At 74.3% G+C, this 18,003-nt stretch carries 12 protein-coding genes and 1 tRNA gene; 6 read left to right on the plus strand and 7 right to left on the minus strand.

Translation table 11 applies throughout. From position 1 onward, the window contains the following. Positions 1 to 10 precede the first annotated feature (10 nt). A complete protein-coding gene (locus ABZ312_RS09135; protein WP_500436928.1) occupies positions 11 to 577 on the plus strand; it encodes an FxLYD domain-containing protein in 567 nt (188 codons plus the stop codon). Positions 578 to 787: 210 nt separating this feature from the next. Here the strand turns inward: ABZ312_RS09135 and ABZ312_RS09140 are convergent, their stop codons facing one another. The 7 genes from ABZ312_RS09140 to ABZ312_RS09170 form a co-directional block, all read right to left on the minus strand. After that, positions 788 to 3,193, minus strand: coding sequence for a PA14 domain-containing protein (locus ABZ312_RS09140; RefSeq protein ID WP_500436930.1), 2,406 nt, complete (start codon positions 3,191 to 3,193; stop codon positions 788 to 790). Positions 3,194 to 3,478: 285 nt separating this feature from the next. After that, a tRNA-Thr gene (locus ABZ312_RS09145) sits at positions 3,479 to 3,555 on the minus strand. A gap of 113 nt (positions 3,556 to 3,668) precedes the next feature. After that, the gene (locus tag ABZ312_RS09150) at positions 3,669 to 5,240 is read right to left on the minus strand and encodes an alpha/beta hydrolase (RefSeq protein WP_500322662.1); all 1,572 of its coding nucleotides are present in this window, start codon (positions 5,238 to 5,240) and stop codon (positions 3,669 to 3,671) included. Positions 5,241 to 5,341: 101 nt separating this feature from the next. Next, the gene (locus ABZ312_RS09155; RefSeq protein WP_500322660.1) at positions 5,342 to 6,364 is read right to left on the minus strand and encodes an alpha/beta hydrolase; all 1,023 of its coding nucleotides are present in this window, start codon (positions 6,362 to 6,364) and stop codon (positions 5,342 to 5,344) included. A gap of 256 nt (positions 6,365 to 6,620) precedes the next feature. Further along, on the minus strand, positions 6,621 to 7,832 hold the full coding sequence (locus ABZ312_RS09160; protein WP_500360661.1) for a DNA polymerase III subunit delta': 1,212 nt from the start codon (positions 7,830 to 7,832) through the stop codon (positions 6,621 to 6,623). Between the two features lie 138 nt (positions 7,833 to 7,970). Further along, positions 7,971 to 8,633 (minus strand): hypothetical protein, encoded by a 663-nt coding sequence (locus ABZ312_RS09165; protein ID WP_500322657.1) that lies wholly within the window; start codon positions 8,631 to 8,633, stop codon positions 7,971 to 7,973. Positions 8,634 to 8,778: 145 nt separating this feature from the next. Next, the gene (locus ABZ312_RS09170; RefSeq protein WP_500360663.1) at positions 8,779 to 10,815 is read right to left on the minus strand and encodes an asparagine synthase-related protein; all 2,037 of its coding nucleotides are present in this window, start codon (positions 10,813 to 10,815) and stop codon (positions 8,779 to 8,781) included. A 772-nt stretch (positions 10,816 to 11,587) separates the two neighbouring features. On the opposite strand from ABZ312_RS09170, the gene ABZ312_RS09175 reads away from it, so the two are divergent. From ABZ312_RS09175 to ABZ312_RS09195, 5 genes are all read left to right on the plus strand, one after another. After that, on the plus strand, positions 11,588 to 13,000 hold the full coding sequence (locus ABZ312_RS09175) for an NsdA family TPR-like regulatory protein (protein ID WP_500436932.1): 1,413 nt from the start codon (positions 11,588 to 11,590) through the stop codon (positions 12,998 to 13,000). Between the two features lie 595 nt (positions 13,001 to 13,595). Then, entirely contained in the window at positions 13,596 to 14,816 is a 1,221-nt protein-coding gene (gene lhgD, locus ABZ312_RS09180) for an L-2-hydroxyglutarate dehydrogenase (RefSeq protein ID WP_500322653.1), read from the plus strand. Between the two features lie 12 nt (positions 14,817 to 14,828). Continuing rightward, on the plus strand, positions 14,829 to 15,587 hold the full coding sequence (gene trmB / locus ABZ312_RS09185) for a tRNA (guanosine(46)-N7)-methyltransferase TrmB (RefSeq protein WP_500322651.1): 759 nt from the start codon (positions 14,829 to 14,831) through the stop codon (positions 15,585 to 15,587). A gap of 79 nt (positions 15,588 to 15,666) precedes the next feature. Continuing rightward, positions 15,667 to 17,253, plus strand: a complete 1,587-nt coding sequence (locus tag ABZ312_RS09190) for a PrsW family intramembrane metalloprotease (protein WP_500322650.1) — start codon at positions 15,667 to 15,669, stop codon at positions 17,251 to 17,253. 41 nt (positions 17,254 to 17,294) lie between these two features. Continuing rightward, complete coding sequence (locus ABZ312_RS09195) at positions 17,295 to 17,945, plus strand: DUF6230 family protein (protein ID WP_500436934.1); 651 nt, start codon at positions 17,295 to 17,297, stop codon at positions 17,943 to 17,945. Positions 17,946 to 18,003: the final 58 nt, after the last annotated feature.

The raw sequence follows: 18,003 nt of genomic DNA on the forward strand, positions 1-18,003 counted from the left end.
GGGGGACGCCATGTCGACGCCTCAGCACCCGCAGCCACCCGGACCACCCGCGGGACCGCCGCAGCCGCCCGGCGGCTGGCAGGGCCCGGGATGGACGGGGCCGCCGCCGCAGCCGCGCAAGTCCAGCACGGGGAAGATCATCGGGTTCGGGTGTCTCGGCGTCGTCGTCCTGGTGATCGTCGTCGCCGTCCTCGCGACGGTGGCGAGCAGCGGCGGCGGCAGCAGCGACCCGAAGCCCGGTGCGTCGAAGGCATCGACCGACAGGGGCGGGAAGAGCGGCGGCGAGGGCCGCCAGGCCGGCCCCACCGGCGACGTGCGGATCGACTCATGCGAGGTCGACGACGTCATGCACTGGCCGAGCGCGAAGCTGACCATCACCAACCGCAGCTCGAAGACGTCCAACTACGCGGTCCAGGTCGAGTTCGTGGACGCCGGCGGCACACGCATCGGCGAGGGCTTCGCGGCGACGAACAACCTCGGCCCGGGCAAGGTCGCGAAGGAGACCGCGCAGGGCACCGGCGACGTGAAGGGGAAGGTCACCTGCCGCGTCACCGAGGTGACGCGCTACGCCTCCTGAGCACGGGTACAGCAGGGGGCACCGACGAAATGCGCTGATCGGGAGCTCGCTCCGAGCCGACGGAGATCGTTTCCCGTGAACGTCGCTGAGCAGCGACTCCCCCAGGTTCCAGCCGCGCAAGCACGCCACGAGGCAGCCGGAAGCAGCAGTCGCTGACGCTCACGTGCGAGAGGGGCCAGGAGAACGGCCCCTCTCATGTCACGCGTCCGGTCAGAGCCAGTCGTTCCAGATGCCGCACGCCACCGACCGGGTCAGGGCCTCGGCGCCGGAAGCGTCCTGGCGTACGACGCGGTAGTAGTACAGGCCGAGCCGGTCCTCGTGCACCGTGGTGTCCACGAAGAACGCCGTGTCACCCATCGTGCCCTCGGCCAGGGTGACGTAAGCGGCCGTGGCCGGGTCCCAGCGCTCCACACGGTAGCTCGCGAACCGGGAGCAGTCCCCGAAGCCGGAGCTCTCGGAGCAGCCGACGTACAGGTTCGGGTACTGCCCCTCACCGACCTCGGTCTGGGTCCAGCCCGGCGGCCGCGTGTCGGGCAGGGTGACCGAGACCTCGGCGGGGTGGAGGACGTCGAGCGGCTCGTCGTCGTACAGAAGCCGGTCGTCCGTGGCGGCCACCTTGTAGACGTGGGTGGCGCCGTCGGGGACCGTCGGGCAGAGGATCTCGGTCCCGGCCAGGGAGCTGCCCCTCCAGCAGTTCTCCTTCCAGACCGTCTCGCCGCTGTCCGGGTCCGTGATGCCCTGCCACACGTGGTAGCCGCGGACGTCGGCATCGGCGGGCGGCGTCCAGGTCAGGCGGACACCGAGCGGGACGCGTTCCGCGGTCAGGTTCTGCACCGGGGCGGGACGCTCGGTGTCCGGGGTGGTCTCCGTGGCGGCCGGGCCCGGCTGGGAGACGTGCCCGTACCGGTCGGTCGTGAGGACCCGGTACTCGTACGTCGTCTCCGACGCGCCCTGGACGTCCCAGCAACTGCCGTTGACCTGCTTGTCAGCCGACAAGGGGGCGTCGCCGCCCGTCCAGGTCCAGTACGTCTTCGGGTCCTGCGACGGCTCGTCCCACGAGGTGGTCGGCTTGCACTTGTCCACGATGCGGGTCTCGCCGGTCGCGGTGTCGGTCCGCACGATCTTGTACGAGGGAAGGGGCGTTTCGTCGACGGTCCACGGGTCGACGCTGCTCCACGAGACGATCACGCCCTCGTCGAACCTGCGGGCGGTGGTCTGGAACGCGGCGATCGCCTCCGGCCGGTCGGCCATCTTCAGCGTGATCTCCATCGGCGCGGCGGCGTTGCCCACGGCGTCCAGCGCGCGCACCGCGTACCGGTAGCTGTCGGCGACGGCGACCGACTGGCGGGGCAGCACGTCGGTCTGCGTGGTGGTGCTCGCGGCCAGGGCGTCGACGTAGCCGCCGCTCGCCGGGTCGTACTGGACGACCTGGTACGAAGCGGCTCCGGCCACGGGCGACCACACCAGATGCGGAACACCCGACCGGTACTCCACGCGCACCTTCTCGACAGCGGGCGGCGGGGTCCGGTCGGGGGTGGTGAACGTCGCGGCGGCCGAGTAGGCCGACCAGTTCCCGGCGGCGTCCCGGGCCCGGCCCCGGTAGGTGACCTTGCTCCCGTCGGCCCGGTACCCGGTGTCGCAGATCGCACCCTTGGCGCCGGCGTAGATGGTGCTCCAGCTGTTCGTGGCGGCGTCGAGCCGCTGCATCTCGTACCAGGCGATGTCGGCGGCGTTCGCCGCGGTGGTGACCAGCTCCGGGCCTGCGTAGGGCTGGTCGGCCGGGCACGAGTCCAACTCGACGAACGGCGCGGCGGGCGGCGTCTTGTCGACGGTGGTGACGAGCCGGTCGGCACTGCCGCCGGAGACGTTGCCCGTCTTGTCGACGGCCCGCACCTCGTAGTAGTAGGCCGCGCCGGTCTTCAGCAGGGTCCTGTCGGTGTACGACGTCGCGGTGGTCGTCGCGAGTGGCTTGGCGCCGTACGACGCGCCCTTCAGCCGCCGGTAGACCCGGTAGTTCGCGAGGTCCATCTCCCTGTTCCTGGACCAGGTGAGCTTGGCCGCGCCGGTGGTCGTGTCATAGGAGACGGCGGCACCCGTCGGGGCGAGCGGCTTGACCTTGTCGGTGTCGACGGAGGTGCGCGGCGTGTAGGCGTACTTGACGTTCGCGGCGCCCGTCCAGTTGACGAAGTCGACGCGAAGCGCGTGCTTGCCGCTGGGGATCGTCACGTTGACCGTCTTCTTGACGGTGGCGGAGACGTTCTTCCACACGTCGATCTTGCGGACACCGTCGAGGTAGACCCGTATGCCGTCCCGGGCGGACACCGTGAACGTGAAGGGGCCACCGGAGCCGAAATCGCGCGTCACCGACCAGCGCACGCCGAAGTTGTTGGACGGTACGCCGGAGACGGGTGCGCCCGTGCCCCAGTCCTGGTCGATCACGGAGTCGCAGTCCGTCTTCTTCGGTGTGCCCGAGAACGTCGTGTTCGCGAAGAACTGCCGTTTGAAGACGGGGGAGTCGCAGATCACCGCCGCGGAGGCGGGCGCGGCCGTGGCGGTGAGCCCGCCGCCCGCCGCGGCCAGAACCAGGGCGGTGGCGGTGATGCGTCGGGGCTTCATCGAGTCCTTCAGGCCTGTTCGGCGACAGACGTCGATCAGACGTCGCGGAACAGGACCGACAAGAGCGTCGATTGGTTGTACGAACCTCAGCCGTACACCGGAGCGATGACGGCCCGGTTCTTCGGTGCAAGGTCTCGTGCCGCCCGGGTGGCACGCCCCGGCACACACGGAAGGGCTGCCGGCCCGCCCGACGAGGACCTCAGGGACGACGGACTCGCCTCAGCCATGCGAAGTGCAGGAATGTCGAAGGGCCCAGCTCACCGAGGTGACCTGGGCCCTTCTTCGTGGAGCCGCCTAAGGGAATCGAACCCTTGACCTACGCATTACGAGTGCGTCGCTCTGGCCGACTGAGCTAAGGCGGCAGGCTGCCGAGACAGCTTCGCATCGGCAGCGGGCACAAGTCTACACAGTTCTTGAGGGGCCCCTGACCAGGGTGCCGTCGGGTCGGGGCGGGGCGACGGGGCCCCTCACGGGGTCAGCAGGTCTTGCCGTCCGCCGGGGGCGTGCCCTCGAGGAGGTAGCGGTTGACGGCGGAGTCGATGCAGCTGCTGCCGCGGGCGTACGCCGTGTGGCCGTCGCCGTTGTAGGTGAGCAGGACGCCGGAGTCGAGCTGGCCGGCGAGGGACTTGGCCCAGGCGTACGGCGTGGCGGGGTCGCGGGTGGTGCCGACGACCAGGATGGGGTCGGCGCCGGTGGCCTCGATGCGGTGCGGCTTGCCGGTCGGCGCGACGGGCCAGTAGGCGCAGATCAGGCTGGACCACGCGAGGTTCTTGCCGAAGTGCGGGGACTCGGCGGTGAACGCGGAGACGGACTGCTCGGCGGCCGGCGGGCCGGACAGGGCCGGCGGCAGGTCGAGGCAGTTCACGGCGGCGTTGGCGTACATGAGGTTGTCGTAGCGGCCGCGGTCGTCGCGCTCGTAGTACGTGTCGGACAGCGCGAGCAGACCGCTTCCGTCGCCCTTGTTCGCCTTGGTGAGGGCGGTGCGCAGGGTGGGCCACATCGACTCGTCGTACATCGCGGCGATCACGCCGGTGGTGCCGAGCGCCTCGGTCAGCTTGCGGTCGCTGCCGGTGTTCAGGGGCTTGGCGTCCAGCTGCTTGAAGAAGGCGTCGAGGCGGTGCCCGGCGTCGGCGGAGCTCTTGGTGCCGAGCGGGCAGTCGCGGTGGCCGACGCAGTCCCGGGCGAAGGCGTCGAAGGCGGTCTCGAAGCCGGAGGCCTGGCCGCGGCTCGCGTCGAGGGCCGAGATCGACGGGTCGACGGCGCCGTCGAGGACGAGCCGACCGGCCTTGTCGGGGAACAGTTCGGCGTAGGTGGCGCCCAGGAAGGTGCCGTAGGACTTGCCGACGTAGTTGAGCTTGCGGTCGCCGACCAGGGCGCGGAAGACGTCCATGTCGCGGGCGGAGTCCACCGTGCTGATGTGCTTGAGCAGTTTGGCGGAGCGCTGCTCGCAGCCGCCGGCGAACTCCTTGTCGGCGGCGACGAGGGCGTTGACCTCGGCGCCGTCGTCCGGGGTGACGTCGGTCGCCGTGAAGGCGTCCATCTGGCGGTCGCTGAGGCACTCGACGGGCTCGCTGCGGGCCACACCGCGCGGGTCGATGGCGGCCATGTCGTAGCGGGAGGTGACCGCCGACGGGTAGCCGAAGGCCGCGTACTGCAGATAGTCGATCGCGGAGCCGCCGGGGCCGCCCGGGTTGACCAGCAGGGTGCCGAGCCGCTTGCCGCCGTCCTCGGCCCGCTTCCGGGTGACGGCGAGCTTGAGGTCGCTCGCGGCGGACGGGTGGGCGTAGTCGAGGGGGACCCGCATGGTGGCGCACTGCATGCCCGGCATGTCCTTGCACTCGCGCCAGGACAGACGCTGCTCGTAGTACGGCCGGAGGTTGCCGTAGGCGTCCGCGGCAGCGCCCGAGGGCGGCGGCCCGCCGAGCGAGCCCGCCGGGGACGAGGCGGCGGCACTGTGCGTGCTGCCACCCGTCGTGCACGCGGACAGCATCAGCCCGGCGACCGCGAGGACGGTGCCGGAGGTACGGAGCAGGCGCGGGGTGTGCATCGGAGCCTCGGTTCCTCGTGGTGGTCATCTGGAGCGTATCCGGAGGGCCGGTGGCGAACCGTCCTCCACAGTCCTCATACGGGTGATTCGGGCCCGCGCCGTCAGGGACGGTCCGGACCGTCGAGCTTCTCGGTCGCGTACCCGGCGACGAGGGCGAAGAGCCGCCGCCGCGGGGCGATGCCGTCCAGCACCCGGACCCCGGCGGACACGCCACGCACCCGTTCCCGCAGGGCGAGGGCAGAGCGCCGCGCGTCCTCCTCTCCGGAGGGTACGGCGAGCAGCAGCGCGGGGCGCGGCATGTCACCCCCGGGGTATCCGCGGTCGGTGGAGGAGTAGTACGGCGGCGGGCCGGACCGGTCGATCCCGTCGTAGCCGCCCGAGACGCCGATCGCCGCGGTGTACCCCTCGGGGTCGGTCAGCTGCTGCCGTACGACGCAGGCCGCGTTCCCGTCGGCGCCCAGCAACGCCCGCGCGGGGCGGCCGGGCAGGACACGGTAGAGCCGGGCGACCGCGACCGGGACGGCCGCGGGACGGGCGCCCGGGCCGGTGTCGCAGTGGGCGGGCAGCACGACCACGAAGGGGTCCGCGATGCCCCGCAGCGACTGGGCGGCGAAGCCGGCGAACAGATCCGGGTCGGCGGGGTCGATGTGGGCCACGACCAGGGGGAAGTACACCCCGACGGAGTCCGGGTAGTCGTACTGCGGGGGCAGCCAGACCCGCGTGCCGTCGGACAATTCCTGGAGCGTGCCCCCGGCCGGGTGACCGAGGGTGCGCGGCGGCTCCAGCCCGGCGTCCACGGGGTCGGACGGCACCGGCCGCGGGGGTGGCGCGGACGGCGGCCGGGACAGCGGGGGCGCGGCGGCGGTGACCGGGCGGGGCGGCGGGAGCGACGGATCCGCCGGGCCGGACGGCGACCAGACGGCCAGCGTGACCGCCCCCGCGGCGGCCAGCACGGACCCTGCGCCGCGCAGCACCGTGCCGGTGCGCTCGACGGGCAGTTCGTACGCGCGGCCCGCGCGCTGCTCCCACCAGTGCCGCAGCGCCGAGCGGGCGAGCGCCACCGCCACGGCCCCGGCCGCGGTCAGCAGCGCGTACAGAACGACGACCTCGGCCACCTCGGGCACGTGCGGCACCACCTCGGCAGGTCCCCCACGGCGCTTCGGGCACGGGCGCGGCACCCGCGCCGGAGGCAGGGGGGAGCGCACCCCGTGCGCTGGGATCACCCCCGCGGGGACAGCGGCCGGGGGCACCGCACAGCAGCCTGCGGCAAGGCCGGGCGCACCGGGGAGCGGCGACGCGCGAGCGCCGCAAACGATCACCCGTCCGCCGGATGATCAAGGCGCGGGGGCGGTCCGCGCGGCCCGTCCCGCGCGCCGGCGGTCAGCCCGCGCGCAGGGCCAGCGTCATCGCCTCGACGGCCAGCAACGGCGCGACGTTCCTGTCCAGGGCCCCACGGCAGGCGAGCACGGCCTCGATGCGGCGCAGCGTGTTCTCCGGCCGCGAAGCCGCCGCGATCCGCTCGACGGCGTCCCGCGCCTCGACGTTCGCGATGGCGACGGACGTGCCGACCTGCACCGCCAGCACGTCCCGGTAGAAGCCCGCCAGGTCGGTGAGGGCCAGGTCGAGGGTGTCGCGCTGGGTACGGGTGGACCGGCGCTTCTGCCGGTCGGCGAGCTCCTTCATCACGCCCGCCGTGCCGCGCGGCATCCGGCTGCCCGCCCCCGCGGCCGCGCCGAGCGCCGTGCGCAGCTCCTCGGTCTCCTTGGCGTCCATCTCCTCGGAGACCTGCTTGGCGTCCTCGGTCGCCGCGTCCACCAGCTCCTGCGCGGCCTTGAGGCAGCCCCCCACGTCGTCCACGCGCAGCGGCAGCCTCAGCACGGCCGCGCGGCGGGTGCGCGCCCCCTCGTCGGTGGCGAGCCGGCGGGCGCGGTCGATGTGCCCCTGCGTGGCACGGGCGGCGGCCTCGGCGATCACGGGGTCGATGCCGTCGCGCCGGACCAGCACATCGGCGACGGCGTCCACGGGCGGGGTGCGCAGCACCAGGTGCCGGCAGCGCGAGCGGATCGTCGGCAGCACGTCCTCGATGGAGGGCGCGCACAGCAGCCACACCGTCCGGGGCGCGGGCTCCTCCACCGCCTTGAGCAGCACGTTGCCGGCGCCCTCGGTGAGGCGGTCGGCGTCCTCCAGCACGATCACCTGCCAGCGGCCGGAGGCGGGCGACAGCGTGGAGCGGCGGACGAGGTCGCGGGTGTCCTTGACGCCGATGGAGAGCAGGTCGGTGCGGACCACCTCGACGTCGGCGTGCGTACCGACCAGGGTCGTGTGGCAGCCGTCGCAGAAGCCGCAGCCCGGCGCCCCGCCCAGCGCCCGGTCCGGGCTCACGCACTGCAGCGCGGCGGCGAAGGCGCGGGCGGCCGTGTCACGGCCCGCGCCGGGCGGGCCGGTGAACAGCCAGGCGTGCGTCATCTTCGACGCCGTCGGCAGCGCGCTGCGCGCGGCAGCCGCCGTCACGAAGGCGTCGGCGTCCCGTGCGGCGGCGGCCAACTGCTCCGTCACCCGGTCCTGGCCGACCAGGTCGTCCCATACCGCCATCTGCCCGCCCGTCCTGTGGTGCCGCTGCCCTTGCGTTGTCCGGCCCCACCATTGTCGGGTACGCCACGGACACCCTGCGGGGCGGGCGGGGGGTGCGTGCCCCTTGCGGCCCGTTGTTGTGTGCGGGCCGCCGACAGGTCAGCCGGAGGCGCGCCGGTGGCGGCGGGGCGCGGCAGGGGCCCGGACGGGCTTGCGGCGGAGCATCACAAGTGCCGCCACCGAGGCGATGCCCAGGGCAACCAGTACGGAGGCCACGCCCGCGGTGACGTCGGACGGGCCGGTGGAGGTCGACGCGGAGGTGAGCCCCGCGGCGGGCAGGCCCGTGCCCGGGCCGGTGGACGCCGCCGCCGTCACCCCGGGCACGGCACCCGCGGGGACGGAGGGGGCGGTCGCGGCGGTGCCCGGCGACGGGGTCGCCGTCCCGGCCGGGCAAGCCACCGTGAAGCGCTGCGGGTCCGCGTCGGAACCGGCCCACCGGAACCGGTAGTCGCCGTCGGCGAGGACGACGCGGCCGGTGCTCCCGGTGCCCCGGGCGCCGGTGACCAGGGTGCCGACGACCGCGTCCTCGCCCCGGGCGTACGAGACCGTCCAGTTGACCGGCTGGTCGGGGCCGAAGCCCTCGGCCTTGAAGTAGAAGGTGCACACCGTGGCGCCGTCTTCGCGCGTCCTGCCCAGTGCCTCGTCGTAGAGGCGGACCCCGGACCGGTCTGCGGGCGCGCCGGAGGCGTGTGCGGCCAGGCCCAGGAGGGCCGCGGCGGCGGCAGCGGCGGCGAGGGCCGCCGCCGTGGTACGGATGCGCATGTTCCGAGTGTCCCGGAGACTCGCGCGGAGGGCTGCGCCGGGGTCCTTTTCCGGCCAGTGACATATGTGGAGCAACGGCGTCCATATCCCCCCGGGCGGCGCATCCGTGGGGCGCACGTCCCGTCAGATGACCGCCGGCGCCGGCCTACAGCGACAGCCGCTGCACCCCGCTGGCGACCGCGCGCTGTTCCGGCACCTCCGTGCCCGTCCAGCAGGAGCCGCGCCGGGCCAGCAGCCGGCGCAGCCACACCTCCGTGGCGACCAGGTCGGTGAGGCCGTCGACGGGCACCGGTTCGCCGTCCGCCGCGGCACGCAGGGCGGCCCGTACGACGCGGGCCTCGACGAGCCCGGCGTCCGCGAGCAGCGGGGCCTCGAAGAGGTCGAGCAGGTCGTCGACGGCGGCCCGCAGGCCTGCGCGGACGGCGACGGCCGTGGAGACGTGGGAGTTGGCGCCCCAGCCGGGCGGCAGTTCGCGGATGCCCGCGCCCGCCAGGACGGAGCGCAGGATCGTGGTGCGGGCGCCCGGCTGGACGCGCAGCGTCTCGGGCAGCGCCCGGCAGGCCCGCACCACCTGGTTGTCCAGGAAGGGCGCGTGGAGCCGCTGGCTGCGCACCTCGGCGGCCTGCTCGAAGACCCGGTGGTCGGCGGCGTGCCGGGCGAGCGCGGCGCGCGCCCGGCGCTCTCCGGGGCGCTCCACCGTCGTGCCCGGCCGGGAAGCCGCCTCCTGCAGGCGAACCGATACTTCGGCGAGCGCCTCGCCGGTCAGCCAGCGCGCCGCGGGGCCCGGCCGGCACCAGGCGAGGGCCGCGAGCGACGCGGCCAGGGCGTCCCCGTGCTCCTCGAAGCGCCGGGCCAGCAGGCGTGCCGCGGCGTCCTCCACGCCCTGCCGGTAACTGGTGCGGGCCAGCCGCCGCGCCGCCCGGTACACCGTGAACGGCACGAACACCGAGCGCCCCGAGGGCCCGTCCGCCCGCGCCAGGGCCGTGACGGGACGCAGCAGGCCGCGCCGCCGACGGTCCATCAGCAGGTCCGCCAGGCGGGCCGGATGGGCGTCCAGCACCTGCCGGGCGCCGTGCCCCACGAAGTGGTCGGCGCCGCCGGCCGCCAGGCGCCGCCGGTGCCGTTCCGCGGTGACCAGCGAGGGGCCCGGCTCGTCGGTGAGCGGCCCGCTGTCCAGGAGGTCGGCGTACGGCAGGGATTCCGGCCCGCCCGGTACGACGACGTGGTGCAGCCGCGGGTCGGCGGCCATGCTGCGGGCGCGCTCCAGCTCGGCCTCGCGCCCGTGGACCCCGCCCGTGGCCAGGTCGTTGAAGGTCACCGCCAGCAGGCGCTGCCCCGCGGCGGCGCCGTGCCCGAGCGGTGTGCCCGGCATCCCCGGCAGGCCCGCGGCGAGCAGGGCGAGCGTGGAGGAGGCGCTGCCCCCGGACAGGTCGGCGCCGATGCCCGGCGCGGGGGCCTCGCCGGCGTCCGGTACGAAGCGGGGCTGTGCGAGCCGCGTCCGGACGGCGTCGACCAGGGCGTCCCGTATGCCGGCGAGCGCCCGGTCCGGGTCGGCGGAGGCCGCGGGGGTGCCGGCGACGGCGAGCGAGGCGGTGGGCTCGTAGCCGCTGACCTCGGGCACCCCGTCGCGCATGATGAGCGCGTGCCCGGGCGGCACCCGGCGCACCCCGGCGTACGGGGTGCCCTCGCCGAGCGCCTCGGGCGAGTCCGGGCAGGCCAGCAGCGCCGCCAGGTAGGTCACGTCCAGGGCGGCCTCGGTGAGGTCGGCCAGCGGCAGCGCGGCCGTGCCGTACGCCGTGCCCCGCGCCCACTGGGTGTGGAACACCGGCCGGGCGCCCGCGAGGTCGCCCAGCACCGTGACGCGGCGGCCGATCTGCAGGACGCAGGTGTAGCTGCCGGCCCAGGCCGTCAGATGGCGCAGCGCCCCGCCGCGCGCCGCGAACAGCCCCACCCGCAGGTCGGCGTCGGAGGCGGCGCAGCGGCCCAGCACGGCCAGCCGCGCCACGGAACCGTTCTCGGCGTGGACGATCCGCACCTCGTCGGGGCGCCAGTCACCCACCATCCACAGCGGATCGGGGTCGCCCCACAGGAGTTGTGCGCCGACGGGCTGCAGGGTGCGGCCGGCGCGCGTGCCGGGAACCTGTCCCACGGCAGCGCTGCTCCACCCCACCAACCACCGCATCGCCGCCTCCACAGGTCGTGGATTACGTGGGCCACCGTGGCCAACCGGCCCCGCGGCAAGCCGAACTGCCGCCCCGTCCGAGGAACATGCTGCCACGGAGCGGCGCACAAAGAGGCGCATGAGGACATGGTTGAGCGCCGGACCGCGCGTCACGCGCGGTCCGGCGCGGGCCGGTTCGGCCCAACTCCCCCTTGATCATGGTCACTTGGAACGGGCCACCGGATTTCAAACGTCATCTTCCGGTCAATGTCCGGGCAGCCCGCATTCGTCCGTTCTGCGACGCGTGGGGGTCGCGGTCCGGGAGGCGTGGCGCACCTCCCGGACCGGTCCGCCACCCGCGGGGATTGTGGTGGCGGAGCCCCCTGACCCGCCACAACCCCCCATAGCCGCACATGAGAGCCGCGGGCCAACCCACCCCACCATGGAACCCCTACCGCCCGAACCGGCACAGAGCGCGCGGATGGGCGCACAGCCGCATACGCCGGTAGCACGCGCCACCAGCAGGAGTCGCCAGGCCGCATTCAGGGCAGGAATCTCGCCATCCGGGACAACAGCTCTTAACGGGCGGGATACGGCGAACTACGCTGGGTTCACCCGAGAAGCGATGGTCCCGGCAGCTCGGGGTCCGGCGCATGCCCGGTGGCGGGCTGCGGCGGACCCGGCACGCCTCCACAAGGGGCGCCGGGCCAGCCGTTGTTGTGCGTCGAGAGGGTGTGACAGGCGTGGCAGGCGTACGCGGCCCTCGCGCTTACGGCGAGAGGTGGTAGTGGTCATGACCAAAGAACCCCGAGGGCCCAACGAGAAACTCGGCACCCTTCTCGCCCTGGCCGGCATCAGCAACGCGGGACTCGCCCGCAGGGTCAACGACCTCGGCGCCCAGCGCGGTCTGACCCTGCGGTACGACAAGACCTCCGTCGCCCGCTGGGTCACCAAGGGCATGGTGCCGCAGGGCGCCGCCCCGCACCTCATCGCGGCGGCCATCGGCAGCAAGCTCGGCCGTCCCGTGCCGCTGCACGAGATCGGCCTCGCCGACGCCGACCCCGCGCCCGAGGTGGGCCTCGCCTTCCCCCGCGACGTCGGGGAGGCCGTCAAGTCCGCCACCGACCTGTGGAAGCTCGACCCCGGCCGGCGCGGCCCGGGCGGCGGCGGCATCTGGCAGAGCCTCGCCGGCTCCTTCGCGGTCAGCGCGTACGTCACGCCGGCCTCCCGCTGGCTGATAACCCCGGCCGACGCCCGCGTCGCCCGCGAGGACCCCGCCCCGGGCACGCACCACGTCGGCCACTCCGACGTCGCCAAGCTCCGCGAGGCCGCGGAGGACGCCCGGCGCTGGGACTCCAAGTACGGCGGCGGCGACTGGCGTTCCGGCATGGTCCCCGAGTGCCTGCGGGTCGAGGCGTCCCCGCTGCTGCTCGGCTCGTACAGCGACGAGGTCGGCCGCTCCCTCTTCGGCGCCACCGCCGAACTCACCCGGCTCGCCGGGTGGATGGCCTTCGACACCGGTCAGCAGGAGGCCGCCCAGCGCTACTACATCCAGGCCCTGCGGCTCGCGCGCGCCGCCGCCGACGTCCCCCTCGGGGGCTACGTGCTGGCGTCGATGTCGCTCCAGGCCACGTACCGCGGCTTCGCCGACGAGGGCGTGGACCTGGCCCAGGCCGCCCTCGAACGCAACCGCGGCCTCGCCACGGCGCGCACGATGTCCTTCTTCCACCTCGTCGAGGCCCGCGCCCACGCCAAGGCCGGCGAGAGCGCCGCGTGCGCCACGGCCCTGGCCGCCGCCGAGTCCTGGCTCGACCGCGCCCGCGACGGGGACGCCGACCCGCCCTGGCTCGGCTTCTACTCCTACGACCGCCTCGCGGCGGACGCCGCCGAGTGCTACCGCGACCTGCGCGTGCCCGGGCAGGTGCGCCGCTTCACGGAGACGGCCCTCGCCCGGCCCACGGAGGAGTTCGTGCGCTCGCACGGGCTGCGGCTCGTCGTCTCGGCGGTCGCGGAGCTGGAGTCCGGCAACCTGGACGCGGCCTGCGCGGCCGGGGTCAAGGCGGTGGAGGTGGCCGGGCGGATCTCGTCGGCCCGGACCACGGAGTACGTGCGGGACCTCCTGCACCGGCTGGAGCCGTACGGGAACGAGCCCCGCGTCGCGGAGCTGCGCGAGCGGGCCCGCCCCCTGCTGGCGGCCCCCGCGTAGCCCTCCGGGGTGCGGGGGGTGCCCGCTTGCGGCCGGTTGTTGTGTGCGGGTTGTTTGCGCCTGCGGCGGGCATCCCCCGCCCTCCCGCCCGGATTGCCCGGCGCGAGCAGCGCGGGCCTGCGCAACGTATGCCTGGGGGTCGGGGCCGCGTCGGCGCACGTCCTCAGCGCTCGCGGTTTACGTCCACATCATTCGGCGCCCGGGTCCGCCGCTCGTCGCTTCCGGGCGCACCCCGCCACACCCCCTCCGGTTGTCAGGGCGCATGACGGCCGGTGGGGGTTCAGAAAGGCACTTGCGGCAACCCCGGACCGCCTCCTCACCCCATCCGGCCGTTAGTCGCCCAAGCCGGCAGAAGGGGGTGTGGCGGGGTGCGCCCATGGGGGTCCCCCCGGCCGAAGGCTGGGGGAGGCGGAGGGCGGGAGAACCGCCCGCCGCAGGCGCAACGCACCCGCACGCAGTCACCGGGCAGCCCGGCGCAGCCGCCCGCAGGCGCAAACGACCCGCACGCAACGACCTGGCGCGAACGACACGCCCCGCCGACAGGTTTGCACGCGGCGCGGACGGGCCAAGCCTTACGGGGGAGGTGACCGCGCGCATGGACACCACGGACGTCGTCGTCATCGGCGCCGGAATCGTCGGCCTCGCGACCGCGTACGCGCTCACGCGCACCGCCCCCGGCACGTCCGTCCTGGTCCTGGACAAGGAGGACGGCCCCGCCCGCCACCAGACCGGCCACAACAGCGGCGTGATCCACAGCGGCATCTACTACCGCCCCGGCTCCCTCAAGGCGCGGTACGCGACGCAGGGCGCCGCCGAGATGGTGAAGTTCTGCGCCGGCAACGACATCCCGCACGACGTGACGGGCAAGCTGATCGTCGCCACGGAGCGGGACGAGCTCCCCCGGCTGCACGCCCTCGTCCAGCGGGGGCGGCAGAACGACATCCCGGTGCAGGAGCTGGGCCCGGCCCGGATCGCGGAGCGGGAGCCGCACGTACGCGGCCTGGCGGCGATCCACGTCGGCACGACGGGGGTCTGCGACTTCACCGCGGTCGCCGCGGCCATGGCCCGCCTCACGACCGAGGGCGGCCGCGCCGACGCGCGCATCGCGTACGGCACGGAGGTCCGCGCGATCCACCGCGACGGGCCGAGCGTGATCGTCGAGCCCCACGACGGCCCGCCCGTCCGGGCCAGGGCGCTGGTGAACTGCGCCGGCCTGCACTGCGACCGCATCGCGCGCATGGCCGGGGAGGACACCTCCGGCGTCCGCATCGTGCCGTTCCGCGGCGAGTACTACGAGCTGCGCCCGGACCGCGCCGACCTCGTCCGCGGACTGGTCTACCCCGTCCCCGACCCCGCGTTCCCGTTCCTCGGCGTGCATCTGACCCGCGGCTTCGACGGCTCGGTGCACGTCGGCCCGAACGCCGTCCCCGCCCTGGCCCGCGAGGGCTACCGGCGGCGCACCGTGCGCCCGCGCGACCTCGTCGAGACGGCCACGTTCCCCGGCACCTGGCGGATCGCCCGCCGCCATTGGCGCTACGAGGCCGGCGAGATCCGCCGGTCGCTGTCGAAGCGGGCCTTCGTGGAGTCCGTGCGGCGGCTGCTGCCCGCGGTGACCGCCGACGACATGGTGCCGGCCGAGGCCGGGGTGCGGGCGCAGGCCGTGCTGCGCGACGGGACGCTCGTCGACGACTTCCTCATCACGGGCGACGGGCCCTTCGTCCACGTGCTGAACGCCCCCTCGCCCGCCGCGACGGCCTCGCTGCCGATCGGCCGGGAGATCGCCCGCAGGGCACTGGCGGTGCTGGGGCGTACGTAAAATCGACGCATCATGTCGAAGCCCCGCACCCCCCACTTCCCGGGCGGCCCCGCCTCCCACCCGCATCCGGACGCGCACACCGAGCAGCGCATCCGCACCTTCCACCCGCGCCGCGGCCGGGTCACCCACGGCCAGCGGGCGGCGCTCGAGCGGCGCTGGGCGGACTGGGGCGTCGACCTCGACGGCACGCCGCTGGACCTGGACAAGCTCTTCGCCGACGCGGACCTCGCCCCGGACCGCCCGGTGGTCCTGGAGATCGGCTTCGGCATGGGCGACGCCACCGCCGCGATGGCCGCCGCCGACCCGGGCACCGGCATCCTCGCCGCGGACGTGCACACCCCCGGCCAGGGCAACCTCGTCCACCTCGCCGAGCGCGAGGGCCTGCGCAACGTCCGGGTCGCCAACGGCGACGCCGTCGTCCTGCTGCGCGACATGCTCGCCCCGGGTTCGCTGGCCGGCCTGCGGGTCTACTTCCCCGACCCCTGGCCCAAGGCCCGGCACCACAAGCGCCGCATGATCCAGCCGGAGTTCGTGGCGCTCGCCGTGTCACGGCTGCGGCCCGGCGCGACCGTGCACTGCGCGACCGACTGGGAGCCGTACGCCGAGCAGATGCTCGAGGTGCTGACGGCGGAGCCCGGCCTGGCGAACGCCTACCCCACCGGCAGCGGCTACGCCGAGCCGCGTCCGGCCTTCCGCCCGATGACCAAGTTCGAGCGCCAGGGGATCGCCAAGGGCCACGTCGTCCACGACCTGCTCTTCGAGCGCCGCTGAACGTCCGGCCGGGCGGTACGCAGGGCGGTTATCCGTAACACCATCGCGCCACGCGGCCACCGCCCCGTAAGGTCATTGGGTGTCCTCGTACTCGCATTCGCCAGACTCGCCCCTCCCGAGCCCGGCGGCCCGGCCGGCCGTACCCGAGTATCCGGATCACCAGCAGCAACCGCAGTTCGCACTGCCCGCGCCCGGGCAGTGGCACTACAAGCCGCGCCGGCACTTCTGGGAGAACCGGACGTTCCGGCTGGTGGTGCTCTTCTCCGTCCTGGCGCTGTGCGGGGTGATCATCCTCGCGCTGGTGCGCCGGCAGACCGGCACGGAGGGCCTCCTGGTCGGCCTCCTCCTGGCGGTCCTGCCGGTCCCGCTCCTCGGCGGGGCCTTCCTGTGGCTGGACCGGGTGGAGCCGACCCCGCTGCGCGACGCGGTCTTCGCCTTCGCCTGGGGCGCGTGCGCCGCCACGCTGGTCGCCATCCTCGCCAACGAGTACGCGACCGAGCTGCTCGCCACGACCTTCACGGCCAGCGACTCGCAGAGCGACATCTGGGGCGCCACCTTCGTCGCCCCCGTCGTGGAGGAGAGCGCCAAGGGCGCCGCCGTCCTGCTGCTCTTCCTCTTCCGCCGCCGTGACTTCACCGGGATCGTCGACGGCGTCGTCATAGCCGGACTCACCGCCACCGGCTTCGCGTTCACCGAGAACATCCTCTACCTGGGCTCCGGCTTCGCCGAGGACCAGGCGTACGGGACCGACGGCGGGCTGGGCACGACCGCGGCGATGTTCGTCGTCCGGATCGTCATGACGCCCTTCGCGCACCCGCTGTTCACCTCGCTCACCGGCATCGGCTTCGCCATCGCCGCCACCTCACGCCCCGGCCAGGCCCGCCGCTGGCTCGCCCCGCTGGGCGGCTGGCTGCTCGCGATGGTCCTGCACGGCACCTGGAACGGCTCCGCCTCGCTCAGCCCGCTCGGCTTCCTCGCCGTCTACGCGACGCTGATGATCCCGCTCTTCGGCCTGCTGGTCTGGCTCGCGATCTGGTCCCGCTCGAACGAGCTGAAAACCATCCGCACCCAGCTGCCGCTGTACGCGGTGGCCGGCTGGCTCAGCCTGCCCGAGCCCGCCGCCATCGGCTCCATGAAGGGCCGCAGCCTCGCCCGCTCCGCCGCCCGCGGCGCACAGGGCAAGGACGCCGCCCGCACCGTCCGCGAGTACGTGTCCTTCGCGACCTCGCTCGCCTTCCTGCGCGCCCGCGCCAACCGCGGGGCCGCCGGCGCCGACTTCCAGGCCCGGGAGCAGGAACTGCTCCACCACCTGTGGGAGCGCAAGGCCGTCGCCCAGCCCGCGCTCACCCACGCGGCCCACGCCATCCGCCCCGCGTTCCCGCCCCTGTACCCCTGGGCGGCGCTCCCGCCCGGAGCGCCGTACGGGCCGTACCCGCAGGTGCAGCCGTACACGCAGCCGTACACGCAGCCCTACGGGCCGCAGCCGTACGGCCGGCCCTGGCCGCAGCAGCCCCAGGGCCCCCACGCGTGGCCGCAGCAGCCCGCGCAGCCGGGGGCGCACCCGCAGCGGTGGGGCCCGCGCCAACCGCAGGTGCCGCCGCAACAGGGGTGGCACCCGCAGGCCGCGGCCCCCTACCAGGACCCCCGGGGCGGACAGCACCGCTGACTCCGGTTGCCGGGCCCCGTGGCCGGGGTTGCAATGACCGTGTGAGCCCGCTGATACGACGCACGAGCCGCATCGGCCGTCCGTCCGGCCGCACCAGCTGGACGCGGACGGCCGTCGTCCTGATACCGACCCTCGCCGTCTCCACCGCCGTGGCCGTCGGCGCGGGCGCCGGGGTGGTGCCCGTCTCCCTCGCGATCTCACCGACCACGACCGCCCTGTCCGGCCAGAACATCCAGATCGCCGCCGACCGCCTGACCGGCACCGGCTTCACGCAGTACGTAACCGTCGACCACACCGCCGAGGGCGACTTCCCCCAGGCGGTCTCCGCCATCAGCTCCGCCGAACTGCACAACATGTGCCAGTCCGTGGTCGGCACCGTCCCCGGCTTCGGCCAGGTCACCCTGCTGATCACCGCGGGCGGCGGCGACCAGCCCGTCCACGCGGACCAGCTGATCGTCGACACCGACGACCTGGCGGGCGACGCCGAGTTCCACGACATCCAGATCGGTGTGGACGCCTCCACGACGGACACCGAGGGCAGGGCCAAGGGCCCAGCCGGCGCCCTGGGGCAGCAGGCCGAGAGCGTCACCATCGACCACCTGCGGCAGACCACGAAGTCCGTGAGCGCGGCGACCTTCCGGCTGAACGGCCTGCACATGACGGTCAAGAAGGGCGCCGACCCCTGCTTCTGACCCGAATGGGCGAGTGCGTACGACCATCGGGGTGATTACGTACCGCCCCCGAGCGACC

Source organism: Streptomyces sp. NPDC006207 (genome assembly GCF_040613835.1).
In the GTDB taxonomy this organism is placed as follows: domain Bacteria; phylum Actinomycetota; class Actinomycetes; order Streptomycetales; family Streptomycetaceae; genus Actinacidiphila.